17 protein-coding genes and 1 riboswitch are annotated in these 19,366 nt (G+C 40.1%); of the genes, 10 read left to right on the top strand and 7 right to left on the bottom strand.

Translation table 11 applies throughout. The annotated features are described in order from the left end of the window. Positions 1 to 111 precede the first annotated feature (111 nt). The 5 genes from AWT60_RS18795 (at position 112) to bglH (ending at position 6,629) form a co-directional block, all read left to right on the top strand. Positions 112 to 951 carry a methyl-accepting chemotaxis protein gene (locus tag AWT60_RS18795; protein ID WP_041108429.1) on the top strand — a complete coding sequence of 280 codons (840 nt, stop codon included), beginning with the start codon at positions 112 to 114 and terminating at the stop codon, positions 949 to 951. A 168-nt stretch (positions 952 to 1,119) separates the two neighbouring features. Then, positions 1,120 to 1,935 (top strand): YwqG family protein, encoded by an 816-nt coding sequence (locus tag AWT60_RS01555; RefSeq protein ID WP_218676786.1) that lies wholly within the window; start codon positions 1,120 to 1,122, stop codon positions 1,933 to 1,935. A gap of 235 nt (positions 1,936 to 2,170) precedes the next feature. After that, positions 2,171 to 3,004, top strand: a complete 834-nt coding sequence (gene licT / locus AWT60_RS01550; RefSeq protein WP_034281373.1) for a BglG family transcription antiterminator LicT — start codon at positions 2,171 to 2,173, stop codon at positions 3,002 to 3,004. 327 nt (positions 3,005 to 3,331) lie between these two features. Continuing rightward, positions 3,332 to 5,239, top strand: a complete 1,908-nt coding sequence (locus tag AWT60_RS01545) for a beta-glucoside-specific PTS transporter subunit IIABC (RefSeq protein WP_041108425.1) — start codon at positions 3,332 to 3,334, stop codon at positions 5,237 to 5,239. Next, entirely contained in the window at positions 5,211 to 6,629 is a 1,419-nt protein-coding gene (bglH, locus tag AWT60_RS01540) for an aryl-phospho-beta-d-glucosidase (protein ID WP_041108423.1), read from the top strand. Before AWT60_RS01545 ends, bglH begins: the two co-directional genes overlap by 29 nt. A 55-nt stretch (positions 6,630 to 6,684) precedes the next feature. Here bglH and AWT60_RS01535 read toward each other — a convergent pair whose 3' ends face one another. Next, the gene (locus AWT60_RS01535; RefSeq protein ID WP_041108421.1) at positions 6,685 to 7,809 is read right to left on the bottom strand and encodes a 5-methyltetrahydropteroyltriglutamate--homocysteine S-methyltransferase; all 1,125 of its coding nucleotides are present in this window, start codon (positions 7,807 to 7,809) and stop codon (positions 6,685 to 6,687) included. 88 nt (positions 7,810 to 7,897) lie between these two features. After that, positions 7,898 to 8,010: riboswitch (SAM riboswitch) on the bottom strand. 136 nt (positions 8,011 to 8,146) lie between these two features. Here AWT60_RS01535 and AWT60_RS18470 point away from each other — a divergent pair. Both AWT60_RS18470 and AWT60_RS01530 read left to right on the top strand, forming a co-directional pair. Next, positions 8,147 to 8,401, top strand: a complete 255-nt coding sequence (locus tag AWT60_RS18470; protein ID WP_256928148.1) for an AAA family ATPase — start codon at positions 8,147 to 8,149, stop codon at positions 8,399 to 8,401. Positions 8,402 to 8,551: 150 nt separating this feature from the next. After that, positions 8,552 to 10,177, top strand: a complete 1,626-nt coding sequence (locus tag AWT60_RS01530) for an ATP-dependent nuclease (RefSeq protein ID WP_256928147.1) — start codon at positions 8,552 to 8,554, stop codon at positions 10,175 to 10,177. Positions 10,178 to 10,231: 54 nt separating this feature from the next. Here AWT60_RS01530 and AWT60_RS01525 read toward each other — a convergent pair whose 3' ends face one another. The 4 genes from AWT60_RS01525 to AWT60_RS18635 all read right to left on the bottom strand — a co-directional run bounded on the left by AWT60_RS01525 (position 10,232) and on the right by AWT60_RS18635 (position 14,979). Further along, positions 10,232 to 11,551 (bottom strand): gluconate:H+ symporter, encoded by a 1,320-nt coding sequence (locus AWT60_RS01525; RefSeq protein WP_024423918.1) that lies wholly within the window; start codon positions 11,549 to 11,551, stop codon positions 10,232 to 10,234. A 49-nt stretch (positions 11,552 to 11,600) separates the two neighbouring features. Continuing rightward, positions 11,601 to 13,022, bottom strand: coding sequence for a four-carbon acid sugar kinase family protein (locus AWT60_RS01520; protein WP_041108539.1), 1,422 nt, complete (start codon positions 13,020 to 13,022; stop codon positions 11,601 to 11,603). Positions 13,023 to 13,029: 7 nt separating this feature from the next. Beyond that, on the bottom strand, positions 13,030 to 13,923 hold the full coding sequence (gene garR, locus AWT60_RS01515) for a 2-hydroxy-3-oxopropionate reductase (protein WP_041108417.1): 894 nt from the start codon (positions 13,921 to 13,923) through the stop codon (positions 13,030 to 13,032). Between the two features lie 198 nt (positions 13,924 to 14,121). Then, positions 14,122 to 14,979, bottom strand: a complete 858-nt coding sequence (locus tag AWT60_RS18635) for a MurR/RpiR family transcriptional regulator (protein WP_171464800.1) — start codon at positions 14,977 to 14,979, stop codon at positions 14,122 to 14,124. 161 nt (positions 14,980 to 15,140) lie between these two features. On the opposite strand from AWT60_RS18635, the gene AWT60_RS01505 reads away from it, so the two are divergent. After that, complete coding sequence (locus AWT60_RS01505) at positions 15,141 to 15,818, top strand: DUF3298 and DUF4163 domain-containing protein (RefSeq protein WP_034281367.1); 678 nt, start codon at positions 15,141 to 15,143, stop codon at positions 15,816 to 15,818. Between the two features lie 83 nt (positions 15,819 to 15,901). Here the strand turns inward: AWT60_RS01505 and AWT60_RS01500 are convergent, their stop codons facing one another. Continuing rightward, the gene (locus AWT60_RS01500) at positions 15,902 to 16,081 is read right to left on the bottom strand and encodes a hypothetical protein (protein ID WP_008345664.1); all 180 of its coding nucleotides are present in this window, start codon (positions 16,079 to 16,081) and stop codon (positions 15,902 to 15,904) included. Positions 16,082 to 16,370: 289 nt separating this feature from the next. Further along, positions 16,371 to 17,603, bottom strand: a complete 1,233-nt coding sequence (gene pepT / locus AWT60_RS01495; protein WP_041108413.1) for a peptidase T — start codon at positions 17,601 to 17,603, stop codon at positions 16,371 to 16,373. Positions 17,604 to 17,829: 226 nt separating this feature from the next. On the opposite strand from pepT, the gene AWT60_RS01490 reads away from it, so the two are divergent. Beyond that, positions 17,830 to 18,153, top strand: coding sequence for a WXG100 family type VII secretion target (locus AWT60_RS01490; protein WP_024427532.1), 324 nt, complete (start codon positions 17,830 to 17,832; stop codon positions 18,151 to 18,153). Between the two features lie 4 nt (positions 18,154 to 18,157). Continuing rightward, the gene (locus AWT60_RS01485; RefSeq protein ID WP_041108537.1) at positions 18,158 to 19,354 is read left to right on the top strand and encodes a DUF6861 domain-containing protein; all 1,197 of its coding nucleotides are present in this window, start codon (positions 18,158 to 18,160) and stop codon (positions 19,352 to 19,354) included. Positions 19,355 to 19,366: the final 12 nt, after the last annotated feature.

Raw genomic sequence — 19,366 nt, 5'->3', positions numbered from 1 at the left:
TATGTCTTAGGTCATTTGATTGATATTAGTGCACATTACAGGCTGTAATAGATCATATAACGAACCGATAAAGAAGGTGTACTGAGAAATAGAGAGGATGAACGTAAGCGAATGTCACAGAGAATTGATAACATAATAGACGCTTTACCAATCATTGGACTTGCTATGAGAGAGCAGCTAACCTTTTCTGTTTTAGGGAAAGAGAAGGTTCTTTATTATCAGCAGCATGGGAATATTGATTTAGGATTTAAAGCTGGTGATACAGTAGATGCTGGATTCCAAAACTTTGCGATGCTGAAAAATGGAAGAGAACCATCGTTTATTCAAATTCCGAAAGAAGTATACGGGATTCCAATGGATATCGTAGCCGTTCCAATTACTGATGAATCAGGTCAAGTGGTTGCTGCCTTCTGTGTGGCCTATGACCAAACGAATCAACAACGATTAGATCACATCATGACGGAAAGCAACGAAGCTTCCGAAAAACTAGTCGCTATGGTACAGCAGGTTGCCGCACATTCAGAGGAACTACAAGCGACAAGTGAACAAATTCTACAAAATACGAAAACCACTGTCGAAAATTCCTCTAAAATCAATCAAGTGTCCAATCTCATCAAAGGTATCTCTGATCAAACGAACTTACTTGGACTCAACGCATCAATAGAAGCTGCAAGAGTAGGGGAAGCAGGAGCAGGTTTTGGAGTGGTCGCAACAGAAGTGAGAAAGCTGTCAACTCACGCGAAACAGGCGACGACTGATATTGAAACAGCCCTAAAAGATGTGCAGGGGTCGATCAAAGGAATGGAAGAAGAAATTGCGCAAATTGTCGCTTCCTCTGAGCATCAAGCAGAACTAGTAGGCACTTTTACAAAAATTATTGAAGGTCTTCACGAAACAAACGAAACGATGAAAGCATTAGCAAACGACTTAGTAAACTATCAAGTGAAATAAAAGAACGACAAAACCTCCAGCTGAATCGGAGGTTTTTTTACATTTTAAGAAGAGAAACTTGTTAGGATTTTGACCGATTTATCACTGACAGGCAGGGTACACTTCTGTATGATAGAAAAAGAGATACAAGTTTTGTCATTAGACCTATTCATAAGGAGGAGGATCATCGTGACACAATCAGCGAAGCTGCAGGAAATACTTGCACCCTACTGTCCGTTGTTAGATGAAACTGAAAAACCAATGATTCAATTGCAGATGAAACAAGGAAAAACAGGACCATACGACAGCAAAATAGCTGGTGATCCTTATTTCCCAAAAAACGACGAATATCCAGTTGACGGCGAAGGACATCCTATGAAACTTTTGGCACAAATTAATTTCGGCCAGCTGCCCAAGCTGAAGGATTATCCAGAAACAGGACTTTTGCAAGTTTTTATTTCTGTGCATGATGATCTTTATGGGATGAATATTGACCATAAAACAGAGCAAAAAGATTTTCGCATCAAATTTATTGAGGAACCTTTCTTGGCAGAAGAAGAGTTAATGACTGATTTTTCTTTTGTGAAAATTCCAGATGATTTTTATTTTCCTGTGACGAAGGAAGGCGCGATTACAGGTGAATTATCAAGCGAAACGATCAGTGTAGGAGATTTCCGCTTTGAAAAAGTCACAGGAAAGAACAGCTGGGACCTATTCGAAGATGCAGATGGTGTTAATGGCGATGAAGCAGATGCCCTGCTGGATGAGTTTTATGAAACAGCGAGTGGCTTTGGTCACAAATTGGGCGGGTATCCAGGGTTTACACAAGAAGATCCGCGTACCTATGTAGATCAAGAACATACCGTTCTGTTATTACAAATTGACTCAGATGATGAAGTAGATTTGATGTGGGGAGATTGCGGTATTGCCAACTTTTTTATCAAACCAGAAGACCTTAAACGAAAAAATTTCGAGAATGTCGTCTATAATTGGGACTGCTCCTGATTTTGTAAAAAACACACTTTAAACACTCTTTTTAGAGTGTTTTTGTGTATGTTTTTAGACTTTTTTGCCCCTATTTCGTCATTTTTGAGAGGTAATATGTCATTCTTTCTAGTTGACCGTATCAAAAAAAAATGTAAAATCATCTTAAAGTCCTCTTTTTTGAAAATAATAATAACATGACATATGAATCAACGATAAAATGCTCGAAAAAGCGGAATGTACTGGGGGGTATCAATTGATCATTTCTAAAGTAATCAATAATAATGTTGTCAGTGCGTATGATGACGAGCAGCATGAGCTGGTCATTATGGGCAGAGGGATCGCGTTTCAAAAGAAAAGCGGAGACCCGATTGACGAAGAACGAATCGAAAAAGTATTTTCTATTCAAAATAAAGATATATCAGAAAAATTCAAAACCCTGCTTTATGATATTCCAATCGAGTATATGCAAGTGTGTGAGGCAATTATTGAGCATGCGAGAACAACCCTTAACAAAAATTTAAATGACAGCATCTATGTGACGCTGACGGATCATATTACCTTTGCCATTGAACGTCATCAAAAAGGAATGGACATCAAAAATGCCTTGCTCTGGGAAATCAAACGGCTGTATAAAGATGAGTTCAGATGCGGTTTAGAAGCTATTCGAATCATTGAGGACAAGCTGAGCATCCATCTTCCTGAGGATGAAGCCGGCTTTATTGCCATGCATATTGTCAATGCAGAGCTCAATGAAGAAATGCCAAACGTTATTCAAATCACCAAACTCATTCAAGACATTTTAAACATCGTTAAGTATCACTTTCAAATTGATTTGGACGAGGAATCATTAAATTATTTCCGTTTTGTTACGCATTTGAAGTTTTTTGGTCAGCGTTTGTTTAACGAAACACAAATGGAAAATCAAAATGAGTTTCTGTATGAAGTGGTAAAAGAGAAAAACACCGCAGCTTTTCAGTGCGCAGAAAAAATTAACGATTATGTTCAAAAAGAATACAACCGAAGTCTCATAGAAGATGAAATGCTATATTTAACTTTGCATATAGACAGAGTAATAAAAAGAAAATAAATTCAAAAAGAAAGCGTTGACATCACAAATTTAACATGATAATTTATAACTATAAACTAAATAACCCACAATCTTTTAGGATTGTTACTGGTCAAGCAGGCAAAACCTAAATCATTGTCCCTATCTTTGATAAGGCGTGATTTAGGTTTTTTTATATCTAAAGACTTATAAAAATTAAATAACGATCAATCGCTATGAAGGATTGTTACTGGTTAAGCAGGCAAAACCTAAATATCGATTAATGTCTGAATCGCTATTTCTCGGACATTAATGGATGTTTAGGTTTTTTCTATATCAAGATTAAATCAATGATTGGAGGGTAATACAATGAACCACAAACAAACAGCAAAAGAAGTGCTAGAACTTGTCGGCGGTGAAAAGAATGTTAAACACGTCACGCATTGTATGACAAGACTTCGCTTCAACTTATACGATGAAAGCAAGGCGGATAAAGAGAAGCTGCAATCAACAGACGGCGTCATGGGCGTGAATCAAAGCGGAGGTCAATATCATGTCATTATCGGCAATGATGTCTCAAATGTCTATCAAGCAATGATCGCTGACTCAGGTCTATCATCTGATGTAAAGTCAGGGGGGACAGAAGAAGCGTCAAAACAAAATGTGATATCAAAGCTTTTCGATTTTATCTCTGGTGTCTTCACACCGATTCTTCCAGCCATCGCTGGAGCCGGTATGATCAAAGGGATTTTGGCATTGATGCTCACATTCCAGTGGATATCAGATAAAAGCAGTACGTATGCGATTTTAACAGCCATCGGAGATGGAGCCTTTTACTTCTTACCGATTCTGCTTGCTGTAAGCGTAGCCAAAAAAATTGGCACAAATCAGTATATCGCGGCTGCCATTGCAGCAGCAGCACTGCACCCGCAGTTAACCGCTTTACTGGGCGCGGGAAATACAGAATTTCTAGGCTTGCCAGTGGTTGCCGTTGTGTACTCTTCATCGGTGATTCCAATTCTGCTCACCATCTGGCTTGGCTCATATGTTGAAAGATTCGCAGAAAAATATAGTCCGAAATCATTAAAGATCATCCTTGTTCCAACGGTCACACTTCTTGTCGTTGTACCAATTATGCTCATCGCGGTTGGACCGCTTGGCGGGATTATCGGAAGTGGCCTTTCAGGTGGAATTGATTTATTGTTTAAACATGCAGGTCTTTTGGCCGGACTCTTAATCGGCGGATTCATGTCACCATTGATCATTACGGGCATGCACTATGCACTGCTTCCAATCATGATCAACAACATTACGTTAAACGGTTTTGACTACATTCTTCCAATGATGTTTGTAGCGAATATGGCACAAGCAGGCGCAGCATTTGGTGTCTTCTTAAGATCAAAAAACAAAACATTCAAATCATTGGCGATGTCTACAAGTATCACAGCCTTAATGGGAATTACTGAACCTGCTATGTATGGTGTGAACATGCGATTGAAAAAACCGTTCCTTGCAGCCCTTATTGGTGCAGCAGCAGGCGGCGTGTTCATGTCAATCTTTAAAGTAAAATCATATGTGATATCTGGATCAGCAGGCCTCCCAGGTCTCCCAACATTCATTGGACCAACATTTGTCTACTCAATCATCGGTTTAGTAATCGGATTTGTTGTAGCAACGATCATGACACTTGTTCTCGGATTCAAAGATGTACCAGTGAAAGACGATACAAAAGCAGACAAACCAGAAGAAAAGAAAGACACAGCAGCACTTCAAAATGAAGTGGTACAAAGCCCGCTTGAAGGTCAACTAAAGCCGCTCAATCAAGTAAATGATGCAACATTCTCTAATGAAATCATGGGCAAAGGTGCAGCCATTGTACCAACAGCTGGGCGTGTTGTAGCACCGTTCAACGGCAAGGTTGAAACCATTTTCCACACAAAACATGCCATTGGCTTGAAGAGTGAACAAGGTACAGAACTTCTCATTCATGTCGGGATTGACACGGTAAAACTTGGCGGAAAGTATTTCACAAGTCATGTGCAGTCAGGTGATCTGATTCAAGCAGGAGATGTACTCATTGATTTTGATATCGAGGGCATTCAGCAAGAAGGCTATGATGTCACCACACCTGTTATTGTCACCAACACGAATGATTATGCACAAGTTGATGCGAAAACAGATGGAACGATTACAGTGAAAGAGACACTGCTTACAGTCAGTGTAGAAGAAAAAGAGGAGGGTATTCAACATGAACAAGTTAGAAAAAACATTTCCTAAAGGTTTCTTATGGGGCGGCGCTGTTGCAGCCAATCAAGTTGAAGGCGCATATAATCAAGATGGAAAAGGCTTATCGACAGCTGATGTATCACCAAATGGTATTATGCACCCATTCGATGAATCAATGAAAGACTTGAACTTATATCATGATGCAATCGATTTCTACCATCGCTATAAAGAAGATATTGCACTCTTTGCAGAAATGGGATTCAAGTGCTTCAGACTATCCATTTCTTGGCCGCGTATTTTCCCAAATGGCGACGATGCGGAACCGAATGAAGCAGGCCTCGCTTTTTATGAAAAAGTATTTGATGAACTGCATAAGCACGGAATTGAGCCAGTTGTCACCATCTCTCACTATGAAATGCCGCTCGCACTTGTGAAAAACTACGGCGGATGGAGAAATCGTAAGCTTGTGGATCTTTATGAAACATACGCGAAAACATTGTTCACCCGCTTTAAAGACAAAGTGAAATATTGGATGACATTCAATGAAATCAACGTTGTATTACATGCGCCTTTCACTGGCGGCGGACTTGTATTTGAAGAGGGTGATGACGAGAAAAGCATTCAATATCAAGCAGCGCATCACCAATTTGTTGCAAGTGCTTTGGCTGTCAAAGCAGGACACGAAATCATTCCTGATGCGAAAATCGGCTGTATGATTGCAGCGATGACAACTTATCCGTACAGCTCAAGACCTGAAGATATGTTTGCTGCAATTGAGCAAGATCGTAAAACATTGTTCTTCTCAGATGTACAGGCAAGGGGTTATTACCCAGGTTACATGAAACGTTATTTCCTTGAAAATGACATCAACATCGAGTTCCAAGAAGGGGACGAAGATATTTTAAGAAACCATACAGTGGACTATATTGGCTTCAGTTATTATATGAGTTTTGTGACGAGTACAGATCCAAAGATCCTTGAACAAGTGACTGGCGGTAACCTATTTGAAGGTGTGAAAAACCCTTATCTAGAAGCAAGTGATTGGGGCTGGCAAATTGATCCGAAAGGACTTCGTACAACACTGAATCAGCTGTATGACCGCTATCAAAAGCCATTGTTTATCGTAGAAAATGGATTGGGTGCTGTCGATCAAGTAGAAGAAGACGGATCAATTCAAGACGATTACCGAATTGATTACCTCAGAAGCCATTTGCTAGAGGCGAGAGAAGCGATCGCAGACGGAGTTGACCTGATCGGTTATACAAGCTGGGGCCCAATTGACCTCGTCAGCGCATCTACGGCTGAAATGAAAAAACGCTACGGCTTCATTTATGTTGACCGTGATAATGAAGGAAACGGTACATTAGATAGAAAGAAAAAGAAAAGCTTCGATTGGTATAAACAAGTGATTGCGACAAATGGTGAACATTTGGATGCATAAAAGAAAAAGACAAACCGCTCATACTGCGGTTTGTCTTTTTTTTGTCTTTGAGGGACTACGAAGTCCACACTTGATCAGCAATCTCAATCACATGACGCAGCTTTTCCCATTGCTGCTCTTCTGTTAACAGGTTGCCTTCCTCTGTAGAGGCGAATCCGCATTGTGGACTCAAACAGATTTGGTTAATGTCCACATATTGAGCCGCTTCCTCAATGCGTTTTTTAATCTGTTCAACTGGCTCAAGCTCACCGTATTTTGAAGTGACAAGGCCTAGTACGATTTGAAGGTTTGGGTTCTTCACATATCGAAGGGGCTCAAATCCGCCAGAACGATCGTCGTCAAACTCTAAAAAGAGACCATCAAGATCTAAGCCGGCGAAAATAGTTTCTGCTGCTGCTTCGTAACCACCTTCAGCTGCCCAAGTTGATTTAAAGTTACCGCGGCAAATGTGCATCGTAATCACCAAATCCTCTGGGCGGTCGGCAACAGCTTCATTGATTGTCTTCGCAAACGATTCACGAAGTTCATCTTCTTCACGGCCAAAGGCTTTGATTTGTTCATGGCCTTTTTCAGAAAAGAACACTGCCCATGCCGTATCATCCAGCTGCAAGTAGCGGCAGCCTGCATCATAAAAAGCACGGATGGCTTTCTTATACGCTTGTGCCACATCATGGTGGAATTCCTCTAAGCTGTCATACACTCCTTCTTCAAGCTTTCCACGGAAAAAGAGCATATTTGGACTTGGAATCGTCATTTTAGCCGTATGATCACCAGCGATGCTGTGAAGGAAACGATAATCCTCCAGCATTGGATGATCTGTAAAATCGATCTTGCCTGTTACCTTGATCCCTCTTGCTTTTGTCGTCGTGTTATGAAATTGAATGCCCTGATCTGCTTCAAATCCTTCAACCCCATCGAGTCCTTCAAGAAAGTCAAAATGCCACCATGCACGTCTGAATTCACCATCTGTGACAACCTCTAACCCAATTTCTTTTTGCTTCTCTACAATACGTGTAATTTCTTCGTTTTCAATTTGCCGGAGCTGCTCTGCTGTCAGCGTACCGTCTGCTTTTTGCCTGCGTGCTTCCTTGATGCGCTCTGAACGAAGTAAACTTCCTACTTGATCTGCGCGGAATGGCGGTTTTGTTGTTTTCTTTCCAATGGTTTGTACTTGTGTCATGCTGAATCCCTTCTTTCCTCAGGTTAAAAAATCAAATAAAAAAGCTCTTCCTTAGATAAGGAAGAGCATCATATACTGTGAGAACTCTGCCTTATCTTCAAACAAGCATTTGCTTGCTTAAGGAATTAGCACCATTCTGTTCCTAGGAACAGCGGTTGCCGGGTTTCACAGGGCCAGTCCCTCCACCACTCTTAATAAGGTTACCTTTTGATTCAATTTTCTTAATAAACACAATTATTCAACCTTTTCAGGAAAAAGTCAATGGTTTTTTTATTGATTATTTTGTCAAATAAACTTATATTTAATTATATGGAAAATTTTATAAAGGAGGATACTCATGATTCTAGGAGTATTTTTAAATGGTTATAAATCATATCCAAAGTCTGTATTCATTCCTATCACGAGTGATGTAAAGGAAAAATATTCTGTTTATATAGGTACTAATGGTATAGGTAAAAGTGGGATTTTAGAAGCGATAGATGTTTTTTTTAATAATAGAGAATGGAATGCAAATAGAGGTTCAAAAAAAGAAGAATGTTATATAACCCCCATTTTTATGATAGAGAAAGAAATATTAAGAGAATTTGTTTGAAATAAAAATCGTTTTAATAAAATTGAAATTAAAGAAAATGAACTATTATTACATGATATTGAAGTTATAAGTGCTCAGTTTTGGAATGGTATACAAAATTCTCTGGTTGGTGCGACTAGAAGAGAATATGCAAAGATATTCTTTAGTCATTTGGAGCAATTAATAGGTAATTATTCTGAGAAAAAGTATTATATTCTGCCAGCTGGTATTAAATATAATGGCAAATCAACTTTAACTCCTTTTGATAGTCATTATAGGAAGTTATTGGGCGAGGATAACTTTGAAAAAAAGATAGACAGATTGAGGAAAATATTAAAAGAATACTATGCATACATATATATACCTGTAGAACAAAATGTTGATGAAACATTAAAGTTAGAAGATAGGCAAATGCAAACTTTAATGAATAAAGACATTTTATATGAGATAGATAATGTATTAAACTCTAAATATGAAATAGAGGGTAAGAATAGAAGTTTTCTGAATTTCACAAATGATTATCTTAACGAATTTATTAAAGGTATCAATAGTTCAATAAAGCAAATAGACGAAAATTATAACTATAGTGCAGAAGCTTTTAGTAAAAAAAATCTAACAGTTACAGATATCAGAGATAAAATAATAGAAGCATATTTTTCTAAGAGACCGTTAAGGTATAAGAATAGAGAAGTAAATCAATTAAGTTCTGGTGAAAAAAGAAAAGCTTTAATTGATATTGCTTATGCCTTCTTATCTAATTCAAAAGAAATGGATAGGGAAGTAATTTTAGCTATCGATGAACCTGAAGTTTCAATGAATATTGCAAATTGCTTCCCTCAATTTATGAGACTTCAAGAATTAGCAAGTAATTTTAAAAGACAGGTTTTAATTACTACACATTGGTATGGATCTTTACCAATAACAGATCATGGTTATTTATATCATTTGAGAAAAGAAGAGCAAGATGTTGATATAAAAATATCTGACTTTAATTTTTTTGATTATTTAGATGAACAACGGCGCTTTCCTGATGACATTGAATTGAAAAGCATGTTTGATTTAGCTTCGAGCATTATAAGTTTTTCAAAAAGTGTTGAAAATATTAATTGGATAATTTGTGAAGGTAGTACAGATAGGCTGTATTTAGAGAATTTGCTTGATGGTTTGGAGAATTTCCGAGTTTTACCTGTTGGTGGTTGTGGTAATGTAATAAAACTATATGGATTATTAAGTTATCCGCTTTCAGACAAATTAACAGCAGATCAATTTAGTGGTAAAATTCTTTGCTTAATCGATACTGATAGTAATAAAGTGAACGTTACTAAAGCTCCTGAGAGTAAAGGGAAAGTGGATATAAGAAGGATTCAAACATTAACTAGTAATAATATAGAGGCTGTTAAATTTTTAGAGCCTTGGAGACAGGGACAATTTTATGAACGTACAGTCATCGAGGATTGTTTGGATCCCCAAAATTATTATACAGCAGTTCAAAGGGTAATTGAAGAAGAAGGCGATGAGTATTTGAGAATTCTTTTTCAAAAATTTGAGTTTAATACTCAAATTTCTTTTTCTAAAATACTTGGTGATAAATCAATTCTTATCCCTAAAGATAATGATGCTTTTATTAATAAAGAACATATAGTTGATTTTATTAACAATAAGAATATAAAAATGAAAATAGCTAAAAATTATATCGACTGTACAGATAGTAACAAAAATACAAATGGACTTTTAAAAGACGAAGTGTTTAATTACTTTGGTGTTACTAATTCAAAGTATGAACTCTCAAGAACATAAAGAGACTTGATTATTAAATAAAAGCACCTTCAATGAAGGTGCTAATTTAAATTCCTACATGAACAAATCAGCAACAAGAACACCAGCTAGTCCGACAAGTGAAAGCACGGTGACCATCAATGTCCACGTTTTAAAGGTTTGGGCCATTGATAGGTTAAAGTATTCTTTATAAATCCAGAAACCCGCATCATTCACATGAGAGAACGTAATACTTCCGGCACCTGTTGCGATCACCATTAATTCAGGGCTGACACCCGTCAGACCAATCAGTGGTGCAGAAATGCCAGCCGCCGTGAGACCGGCGACAGTGGCTGATCCTAAAGAGACACGTAGGACAGCAGCAATGAGCCAAGTCAGAAGCAGGGGAGAAAGTGTGCTTCCTTGCATGATCCCTGCAATGTATTGATCGACGCCGCTATCAATGAGCACTTGTTTAAAGGCACCGCCGCCTGCAATAATTAATAGAATCATAGCAATAGAGCCGATAGAATCCGTTATTGACTTCATCACGTCCTGCATGCTCTTTCCTCTTCCAAGCCCAAACGTGTAGATGGCAAGCAGCACTGAGATTAATAGTGCAATCGCCGGTTCGCCTAAAAACTCAGCAGTTGGCAGCAATGGAGAGGATGGGAAGAAAATTTCTAGAAATGCTCTAAATGTCATAAGCAATACAGGCAGAACAGCGGTGAAAATGCTAATGCCGAAGCTAGGCATTTCTTCTTCTGTGAATTCCTTTGGATTAAATAAGTTCTTTGGAATATGTGCGTGCAACTGATCTTTTTTAAATAGTTTCGTAAACAGAAGTCCGCCTACTAAAACAGCAGGAATCGCTAAAATAATCCCAACCAATAAGGTTTGCCCCATGTTTGCCTGAAAGACATTTGCAATGGCAGTCGGTCCTGGGTGAGGGGGGAGGAAGCCATGTGTGGTGATGAGTGCAGCGACGAGCGGCATCCCCACATACAGTACTGGAAGTCTTGCAGCTTGAGCGATCGTAAAGACTAATGGAATTAAGATAATGAATCCGGTTTCATAAAATAGAGCAATTCCAATCACAAATCCAGTCAGCATCGTCGCCCATTGGATTTTTCCGATGCCAAATCGGTCAATGAGTGTCATCGCGATCCGCTGAGCTCCGCCAGAATCAGCCATCAATTTACCAAGCATCGCACCAAAACCGAGAACGAGTGCGAGATGCCCGAGCGTACTGCCAAGTCCTTTTTCGACGGAAGCGATCGCTTCTAGTGGTGTCATCCCTTCTAACACAGCAACAATTAAAGAGACAATAATCAAAGATATGAAAGCGTTTAACTTAAAGACAACCATGAGTAAAAGCAATAACAAAACGCCAAGTCCTATAAACACTAACGACATGATCTTTCCTCCTTTGTGGTGCATAAGGGGCGCAAACACCCCCTAAGCTTTATCCTTCAAGTATGTCTACAGCTTCTTTTAACGTATCCTTTGACCCAACATTTCCCGGGAAAATCACATAAGACATGAAAGGGAATTTACTTTCTTCTCCTGTTTGCCAAACGGGGATCCCTGGTTTGATTTGACCTGCCACGGTCGCACGTTTCACGCTAAGTCCTCTTGTTCCAATATCGCTGGAGGTAATTCCACCTTTGGCAATAAGATACTTAGGACGAATGGTGAGACGCTGGACAATACTTGTCACAGCATCACTAATCTGTACAGAGAGCTTTAATTCTTCCTCTTGGCGATCATCCCCAAGATCAACCCGTTCTCTTCTTGTATAAACAGCCACAGATTGACCTGCTGCCAACAGTGCTTCAGTTTGCTGAATGACACGGTCAATTTCTTCGCGAAAGGCATCAGGCTCTAATATGAGGTGGGTATTAAATTCAATAAAAGACATCTCTTTATCTTGTTGCAGCGCTTTTAATTGTTCTGTTGTTTTTTTTACATGAGAACCGATCATAATGAGACCACCATGCGGGCTTTCTTCTTGTATCAAGTCATCTCTTGTTAATAAGGCTTGATCCCCTATACCGCCAAGTACTTTTGTGAGCGCCGCCGCACTTCTGAACATCAGCTGCTGTCCTGCTTGAATGGCTTCAATGAGAGCGGTGACAAAGACTTTGACATCGTCATAGTCCACCGCGTTTACAACCACCTTTTTGAAATCCTTGACACTCATGAGCTGATGCTTGATTTGATCAATGCGTAAAGCCCGCAGATCAGCTAACGAAATGTAGGTAGTGTTCTCTTTTGTGAACATTCCTTCTGACTTTTCTTCAATCCATTCTCCAAGATGAGATGATTGAAAGCCGAATGTACGGTCTCTTGCAAATTCTGTGTCACCAGCAGGAATTAATTCGTGTCCTTCCTGTACGTAATGAATATTGTTGATCGTAAAGCGTCCACCTTCTTGGAAAAAAGGAAGAAGGATTTCACCATCGAAATGGCGGGAGCTTTGCTGTTCAATGGTCGTTTTGAGTACTTCGGTTTCAAGCGGAAAGTGTCCGCGAAGAGTAGAATCCCCTCGGCTGACAATGACGAAGTCCTGATTAAGCCGTTCAGCCACCTTTACAATGGTTGCTGCGATTGTTTCGTGCACAGCGGCAGTTTCTTTCTCTGTCATACTGCGAGAATTGGTCAAAATAAAGAACATGCGGCTGTCTTCAAGAAAACCAGCTTCAATGCTTTCTTCTGACCAATCGGTGAAAACAGAGACGCCATGTACGGTTTGAATCCCTGTTGGATCATCGTCTAATACAATAACTTTATGCTGAAAGCTGCTCAGTGCTTGTTCGTATGCTGATTGAATGGCCTTTGAATCTGCTTTCGGAATGGCATTCAGTATGTCAGTGCTTTGTTTCATGACCATCTCATCCTTTCTTTACTTCGACATGAGCCATTTTTTCGTAATATTGAACGATGCCGCCATGATCAAGCCCGGATTTTCCGTCCGCTTTGAGGGCGTGGAAGATTTCGAGCAGCTGACTAGAAAGCGGAAGAGGAACACCGATATCATGAGCAGTTTCCATGACATTGGTTAAATCCTTCAAGTTGATGTCGATGCGTCCGCCAGGTTCAAAATTTCGTTCTAAGATGAGAGGAACTTTTGCATCGAGAACGGCACTTCCTGCCAGTCCGCCGCGGATGGCTTCATACATCTTATCAATGGCAATGCCTGATTTAGCAGCTAGAACGAGCGCCTCGGACATGGCCGCAATATTTAAGTTGACGATGATTTGATTGGCAAGCTTCGCTGTTGTCCCGCTGCCATTGGCCCCAACTAATACGACCTCAGTGCCCATTGCAAGCAGGACATCCTTCACTTGCTCAAAGATGTATTCTTCGCCGCCAGCCATGATGGCGAGTGTTCCGTCTATTGCCTTCGGTTCTCCGCCGCTGACAGGTGCATCGATAAATTCCACCTGATGCTGTTTGGCAAGAGCAGCTAAAGCCCTGGAGGTGACAGGAGAAATTGAGCTCATATCTACAATGACAGTGCCAGGTGCAGCTGTCGTTAAAATGCCTTGATCACCTGAAACGACTGCCTCTACATGCTCTCCTTTAGGAAGCATTGTGATAATGATATCGCTTTCAGAAGCTGCCTCAGCTGCTGAAACAGCACCTTTTGCTCCGGCTTCTTGTAACGATCGAATCGCTTCCTCATTTAGGTCAAAAACTGTCAAAGTATGACCAGCTTTTAATAGATTGAGTGCCATAGGTTTTCCCATAATACCTAGTCCAATGAATCCAATCTTCTTTGTCACGTTGTCCGCCTCCTATATAGAAAACCCTTACAAAAAGCGCTTTCTTTTCTATGTGTTAGTATATATACTATCTTATAAATTTAATAGTAGGAAATAAACTATTGTTAATTTAATGTACATGACGTGATAGGAACGTGTCAACGGAAAATATGAAAAAAGTCACAAAAAAAGACCGGAATCAGCTCCGGTCTTTTGCGTTTATGTTTTATTTTTAGCTACGGCTAATCGAGATCGTTTCACGTTTTCAATGGCATTTGATCCTAGCTCTAAAACAGCGGAGACGTATAGTACATCAATGATCACAAGCTGGTTGATACGGGAGATCATGGAGTCTGATCGATAGGTTGTCTCTCTTGAAGAGCTAAGCAGATGAAAATCAGACCGCTTTGCGAGCTCAGATTTCGGATAGCTGGTGATAGAAGCAACCTTTGCCCCTTTTTCTTTTGCAAACTGTACGGCGTCAAGAATTTCTCTGCTCTCTCCTGAATGGGAGATTGCGACGATAAAATCGTGTTCCGTGGCGTGTGTTGCAATCATATTCATCATATGCGGATCACTGCATAGGCTCACTTCAAAACCAAGCTGCAGGAACTTATGATAAGCATCCCCAGCAATAAAGCTGGACGCACCTGCTCCAAAAAAGACGGTTTTATGTGCCTGTTTCATGTGTTCAATGAATTGTGTGACGGCATGGTCCTCTAAAATATGCTTCATATCTTGTATAGAGTTTGTTGTTAACTCTATGACCTTATGTTTAATATCAGCTACACTATCGGTTGCCTCGATCTCGCCGTATATGGATTGAGGTGTATTGGTCGCGATATCCTGTGCGACATGAACACGAAACACTTGATACGATTCATAGCCAATTTTTCTTAGAAACCGAAAGATCGTCGTTTCACTTGTGCTGCATTCAGCAGCGAGTGCACTTATAGAATGAAGCACAACTTTCTGAGGGTTTTGTAAAATGTAATTGGCAATCTTTTTCTGGGTTGGGGACAAACTATGAAACGTTGTCCGAATGTGACTAAAAATATTCTCTTCTATGATAAACACCACACTTCATCTAGCATTCTACATTAAGCATACAGGAACTTATGAAAACGGTAAACAAACCCGATGTGGAAAAATGAAGAATAATATGGAAAAAATACTTCTTTTGGTTCTTTTGTCATGGTATACTCATTTGGTAATAGACAAAAATGGGGGTTTTTACTATGACAATGAAAAAAGGCCTAACGATCAGCCTGCTTATTTTCTCACTGATTGTTTCCTTGTTTGCGCCAGTTGGATCTGCGGATGCCAAACAAGCAAAAAAAGCAAAAGTAAGCACACACTATTATAAAAAGAAAAAAACGTTCAAATATGCACAGGTGAAAAACCTAAGCAAGACGCATATGAAAACCATCAATCGTGATTTAAAAGAAGATATCGCTTTCTCTTATTCTACGTACTTGTTTTTAAAGGACGAAGCGAAAAAGGAAGGCTACGGGAAGGTCACGTATGAGAGAACGTATAAAACGAAATTTAATAATGGTAAGAAACTGAGTATCTTAAACTATGATTACATGTATAACGGTGGAGCACACGGAGACACAATGGTTTCCAGCATGAACTATGTGTTAACAAAGAAAAAAACAAAGCAGCTGTTCTTGACAGACGTTGTGAAAACAAAGAAAAAGCGTACGAAAGTAAGAGATTATATTTATAACTACACAAAGAAACATAAAAGCAAATTCTACGCAAACCTGAAAAAAAGCGACATTGAAATCAACTACAACACGCAGTATTACTTCACGAAAAAGGGAATTGCTGTTGTCTTCCAGCCATATGAAATTTCACCTTATTATGTTGGAATTCCTATGATTCAAGTGCCTGCGAAGGTATATAAATAAAAAGAAAAACGACCAGATTCAGTGGTCGTTTTTTGCTGTTTATTCAACAAAAAGAGCCCCTCGTGAGGCTCTTTTATTTGGATTTATACTTGTTTAGGTGCATCGTTTAGTGGGTGACGGCGTTTTCCGTTGTAGTGGCGGCGCATACGAAAGATTTCAAACTCCGAAAGCTCTGCGCTTTTTCTTTTTTGGGTGCGGTTATCTTTTTTGAAAGAGAATAGTAAGTAGCAGCAAAGTGAAGCGATAATCAATAAAATCATCATATGACATTCCTCCAATTCATCCTATTCTTTAAGTGTAGACAGGGTGAGTGATGTTTATAACTGAAAATAAGCAGCAGACTTGGTTTAGTTCTTAAGATTCATTCGATCTGCTATTTTAGGTCTAAAATACTGGTTGTTTTTAACTATTATATTTCCAGTTATTTCACTCGTCAAGAAGAATTTTTTCTGGGGTTGTCTCTATTAGTACGAATAAGTGTCATAAAAGTTTCGGAAAATTGTAAACTTTTATTAAAAAACCGTTCCCGAACAGGAACGGTTGTAAACATGTTTATGCTTTTTCTTCAAATAAACGGGCAATTTCAACGATAACCTCGGTTGCTTTCACCATGTTTTCAACTGAAATAAATTCATATTTGCCGTGGAAGTTTTCCCCGCCAGTAAAGATGTTTGGCGTTGGGAGACCTTTATATGAAAGCTGGGAGCCGTCTGTGCCGCCGCGAATTGGTTCAATGACCGGTGTTACTGAGCGATTTTCCATGGCTTCATGAGCAATGTCCACAATATGTTTCACCGGCTCAATTTTTTCTCTCATATTATAATACTGATCCTGAATGCTGAGGGTGATGCTGTTTTCTCCGTAGATGGCTTTTAAGTCATTTGCTATTTTTTCAAACAGTGCCTTGCGATTGTTGAATTTCTCTTTATCAAAATCTCGGATAATATATTGCAGCTCAGCCTCTTCTACTTCCCCTACAAATTTCGTCAGGTGGAAAAAGCCTTCGTAGCCTTCTGTATACTCCGGAGATTCTTCAGAAGGAAGTTTATTGTGAAAGAGCATCCCAATTTTCGCAGCGCTGACCATTTTGTCCTTTGCTGTTCCTGGGTGGACGTTGTTTCCTTTAATGGATACTTTCGCGCCTGCTGCGTTGAAGCTTTCATATTGCAGCTCGCCAAGCGGTCCGCCGTCAATTGTGTACGCATAGGAAGCGCCAAAGGCATCAACATCAAACTTGTGCGGCCCTCTGCCAATCTCTTCATCTGGCGTAAAAGCGACGCGGATTTTTCCATGCTTGATTTCTGGGTGTTCGATGAGGTAATGCATAGCTGTCATAATTTCTGCGATACCAGCTTTGTTATCTGCACCAAGCAGGGTTGTGCCATCTGTAGTGATCAGTGTATGTCCTTGGTACTTTTGTAAATTTGGAAACTGTTGTGGAGATAAAACGATATGTAGATCTTCATTTAAGGTAATGTCGCCGCCTCGATAGTTCTCATGAAGCTGCGGTTTTACATTTTTGCCGGTGAAGTCAGTGGCTGTGTCGATATGAGCCAGGAAGCCAATGGTCGGCACATCTTTGTCTGTGTTAGATGGGATTGTTCCCATGACATAGCCGTTTTCATCCATAGTCACTTCTTGAATCCCGATGGATTTCATCTCTTCAACAAGCTGTCTCGCCAGGTTCAATTGTCCTTCAGTAGATGGGCAGCTTTCCTTTTCTGCATCTGACTGCGTATCTACCTTCACATAACTTGTGAAACGCTGAATCATTTCCTCTTTCATCTATACGTCACTCCTTTTGTAGAATACGTCCATTTTATCACGTCTTGAATGCGCTTCATAACAAGAAAGGCTTTCTCTGGCAATTAGAGAGGAAAAAGGCCTACTTTCATTAGGTAATGTGCTGAATGGTTCTTTAGGGTGATTTTTTTGGGTGTCTTTTTATTTATAATGGGGACATATAAAATCATCCATTTGTACGTTAAATTGGGAGAAAGGGGTGCGAAAGTTGGATTCTAGTCAAACGCTGGCACTCGCTCAAAAGTTTCAGGAAGCGGCTGATGAGATTCGGCAGTCCAAGCAGCTGCTGGAAAATCGTCTGAAGGCAGTAGGATCAGGCTGGCAGGGAGAAGCAAGGGATAAATTTGATCAAAGCTTTGAAGAAACAACGGCACGCTACGATCAATTTGAAAAAGATTTGCTTGAAACAAGTCAGGAACTGCGGGATGCAGCGGTCAAAATTGAGGAGCGTAAAGCTGAAATTGCCAGAATGGAAGAGCTTGAGCGAAAGAGACGAGAAGAACGGAGAGAAAGAAACCGAGAAGGGAGATGAGGTGATGGCACGTGACATTGTGGTTGATCCAGATCAGCTGACTGGGCTGGCGAATGATTTTGTAGGTGAGCTGTCAGCCATTGAAACGAAGCACCGCGATTTACATAGTCAACTGGACGGGCTGATTTTAGGCTGCGATCCTCGGTATAGAAGCTGTTTTTCTAGTGTCGGGGATGCATGGGGAGCAGGACAGGCATTAATCAGCAAATTGAGCAGTGATGATATTGCCATTCGTCATGCAACGGATAAAATGGTCGAAGCAGATGATATATTGCGGAAATTGTACAGTATCTATGATCAATATGGTACACTCACGAGCTTAGCTGGTATCGTGATGATGCAGGCGAAATATTACGGGCTTGGGATGACGACTTTCATTAAAGAGAATGGCCGATATGCAGCGCAGCATTCAAAGCTGCTGCTTGATCTGACCAGTCGGGTAGAAGGAACGAGATTTGACCGGTTAGCAAGGATTTGGCTGAGTAAAAAAGAATTATTAAAACGATCGAACTGGCCGATGGCTGACTTGGTCCATAAGAAATTCACAAAATTTTATCCTGACGATACAGTTGCGTTCACAAACAGTGTTCGTGATTTTACAAAAGGAAGTATTAATTGGAAGGACACGGCTGCGATTAAGTCTGTTCTGAAAAATGGCGCAAGATTTGCGAAAGGAAATGCCATTATTGCAACAGTTGTCACTGGTGCAACAGAAACGGTTGGCTGTGGATTGAAAATTGCCGAGAACTATGCAGAATTCGGTGATCAGCCCGAAGTTCTTAAGCGTGAAAATGCAAAGGCTGTTGGAAATGCAGTGAACAATACGGTCTTTATCGCTGGCGGTTCTGTCGCAGGTGCCGTTGTCGGCGGGGCTCTTGGCAGCTTTGCAGGTCCGATTGGAACCGTTGTTGGCGGAGCCATTGGTTCAGCAGTAGGTGGATTTATTGGAGAAAAAGTCGCCAAGCTGACATCCGGTTTTGCTGAACAGATGGCAGTGAAATTAAAGGATCCGATTCATGCAGTCGTGGATAAAGGGAAAAAAGCATTCGAACTGGCGGGTCAAGGTGTGAAAGCAGTGAATGATACCATTGATCAGGCAAATCAAGTGATACATAAAGGGATAGAAAAAACAAAAGAAACCGCAGATTCGCTCATAAAGGGTGCAGGCGATTTCTTGAAGGGTGCATTTTCTTTTGGATAAGGAGAGATCAAG

The organism is Bacillus sp. F2HM (genome assembly GCF_019266135.1).
In the GTDB taxonomy this organism is placed as follows: Bacteria; Bacillota; Bacilli; order Bacillales; family Bacillaceae; genus Bacillus; species Bacillus safensis.
This window is presented reverse-complemented; position numbering and strand designations above follow the sequence as displayed.

Coding starts and splice junctions, on each gene's coding strand:
- AWT60_RS01505 (WP_034281367.1), top strand. CDS start 15,141: ATGACAATGAAAAAAGGCCTAACGATCAGCCTGCTTATTTTCTCACTG.
- pepT (WP_041108413.1), bottom strand. CDS start 17,603: ATGAAAGAGGAAATGATTCAGCGTTTCACAAGTTATGTGAAGGTAGAT.
- AWT60_RS01525 (WP_024423918.1), bottom strand. CDS start 11,551: ATGTCGTTAGTGTTTATAGGACTTGGCGTTTTGTTATTGCTTTTACTC.
- AWT60_RS01485 (WP_041108537.1), top strand. CDS start 18,158: ATGGCACGTGACATTGTGGTTGATCCAGATCAGCTGACTGGGCTGGCG.
- AWT60_RS01545 (WP_041108425.1), top strand. CDS start 3,332: ATGAACCACAAACAAACAGCAAAAGAAGTGCTAGAACTTGTCGGCGGT.
- AWT60_RS01535 (WP_041108421.1), bottom strand. CDS start 7,809: ATGACACAAGTACAAACCATTGGAAAGAAAACAACAAAACCGCCATTC.
- AWT60_RS18795 (WP_041108429.1), top strand. CDS start 112: ATGTCACAGAGAATTGATAACATAATAGACGCTTTACCAATCATTGGA.
- AWT60_RS01500 (WP_008345664.1), bottom strand. CDS start 16,081: ATGATGATTTTATTGATTATCGCTTCACTTTGCTGCTACTTACTATTC.
- AWT60_RS18470 (WP_256928148.1), top strand. CDS start 8,147: ATGATTCTAGGAGTATTTTTAAATGGTTATAAATCATATCCAAAGTCT.
- AWT60_RS01520 (WP_041108539.1), bottom strand. CDS start 13,022: ATGAAACAAAGCACTGACATACTGAATGCCATTCCGAAAGCAGATTCA.
- bglH (WP_041108423.1), top strand. CDS start 5,211: ATGAACAAGTTAGAAAAAACATTTCCTAAAGGTTTCTTATGGGGCGGC.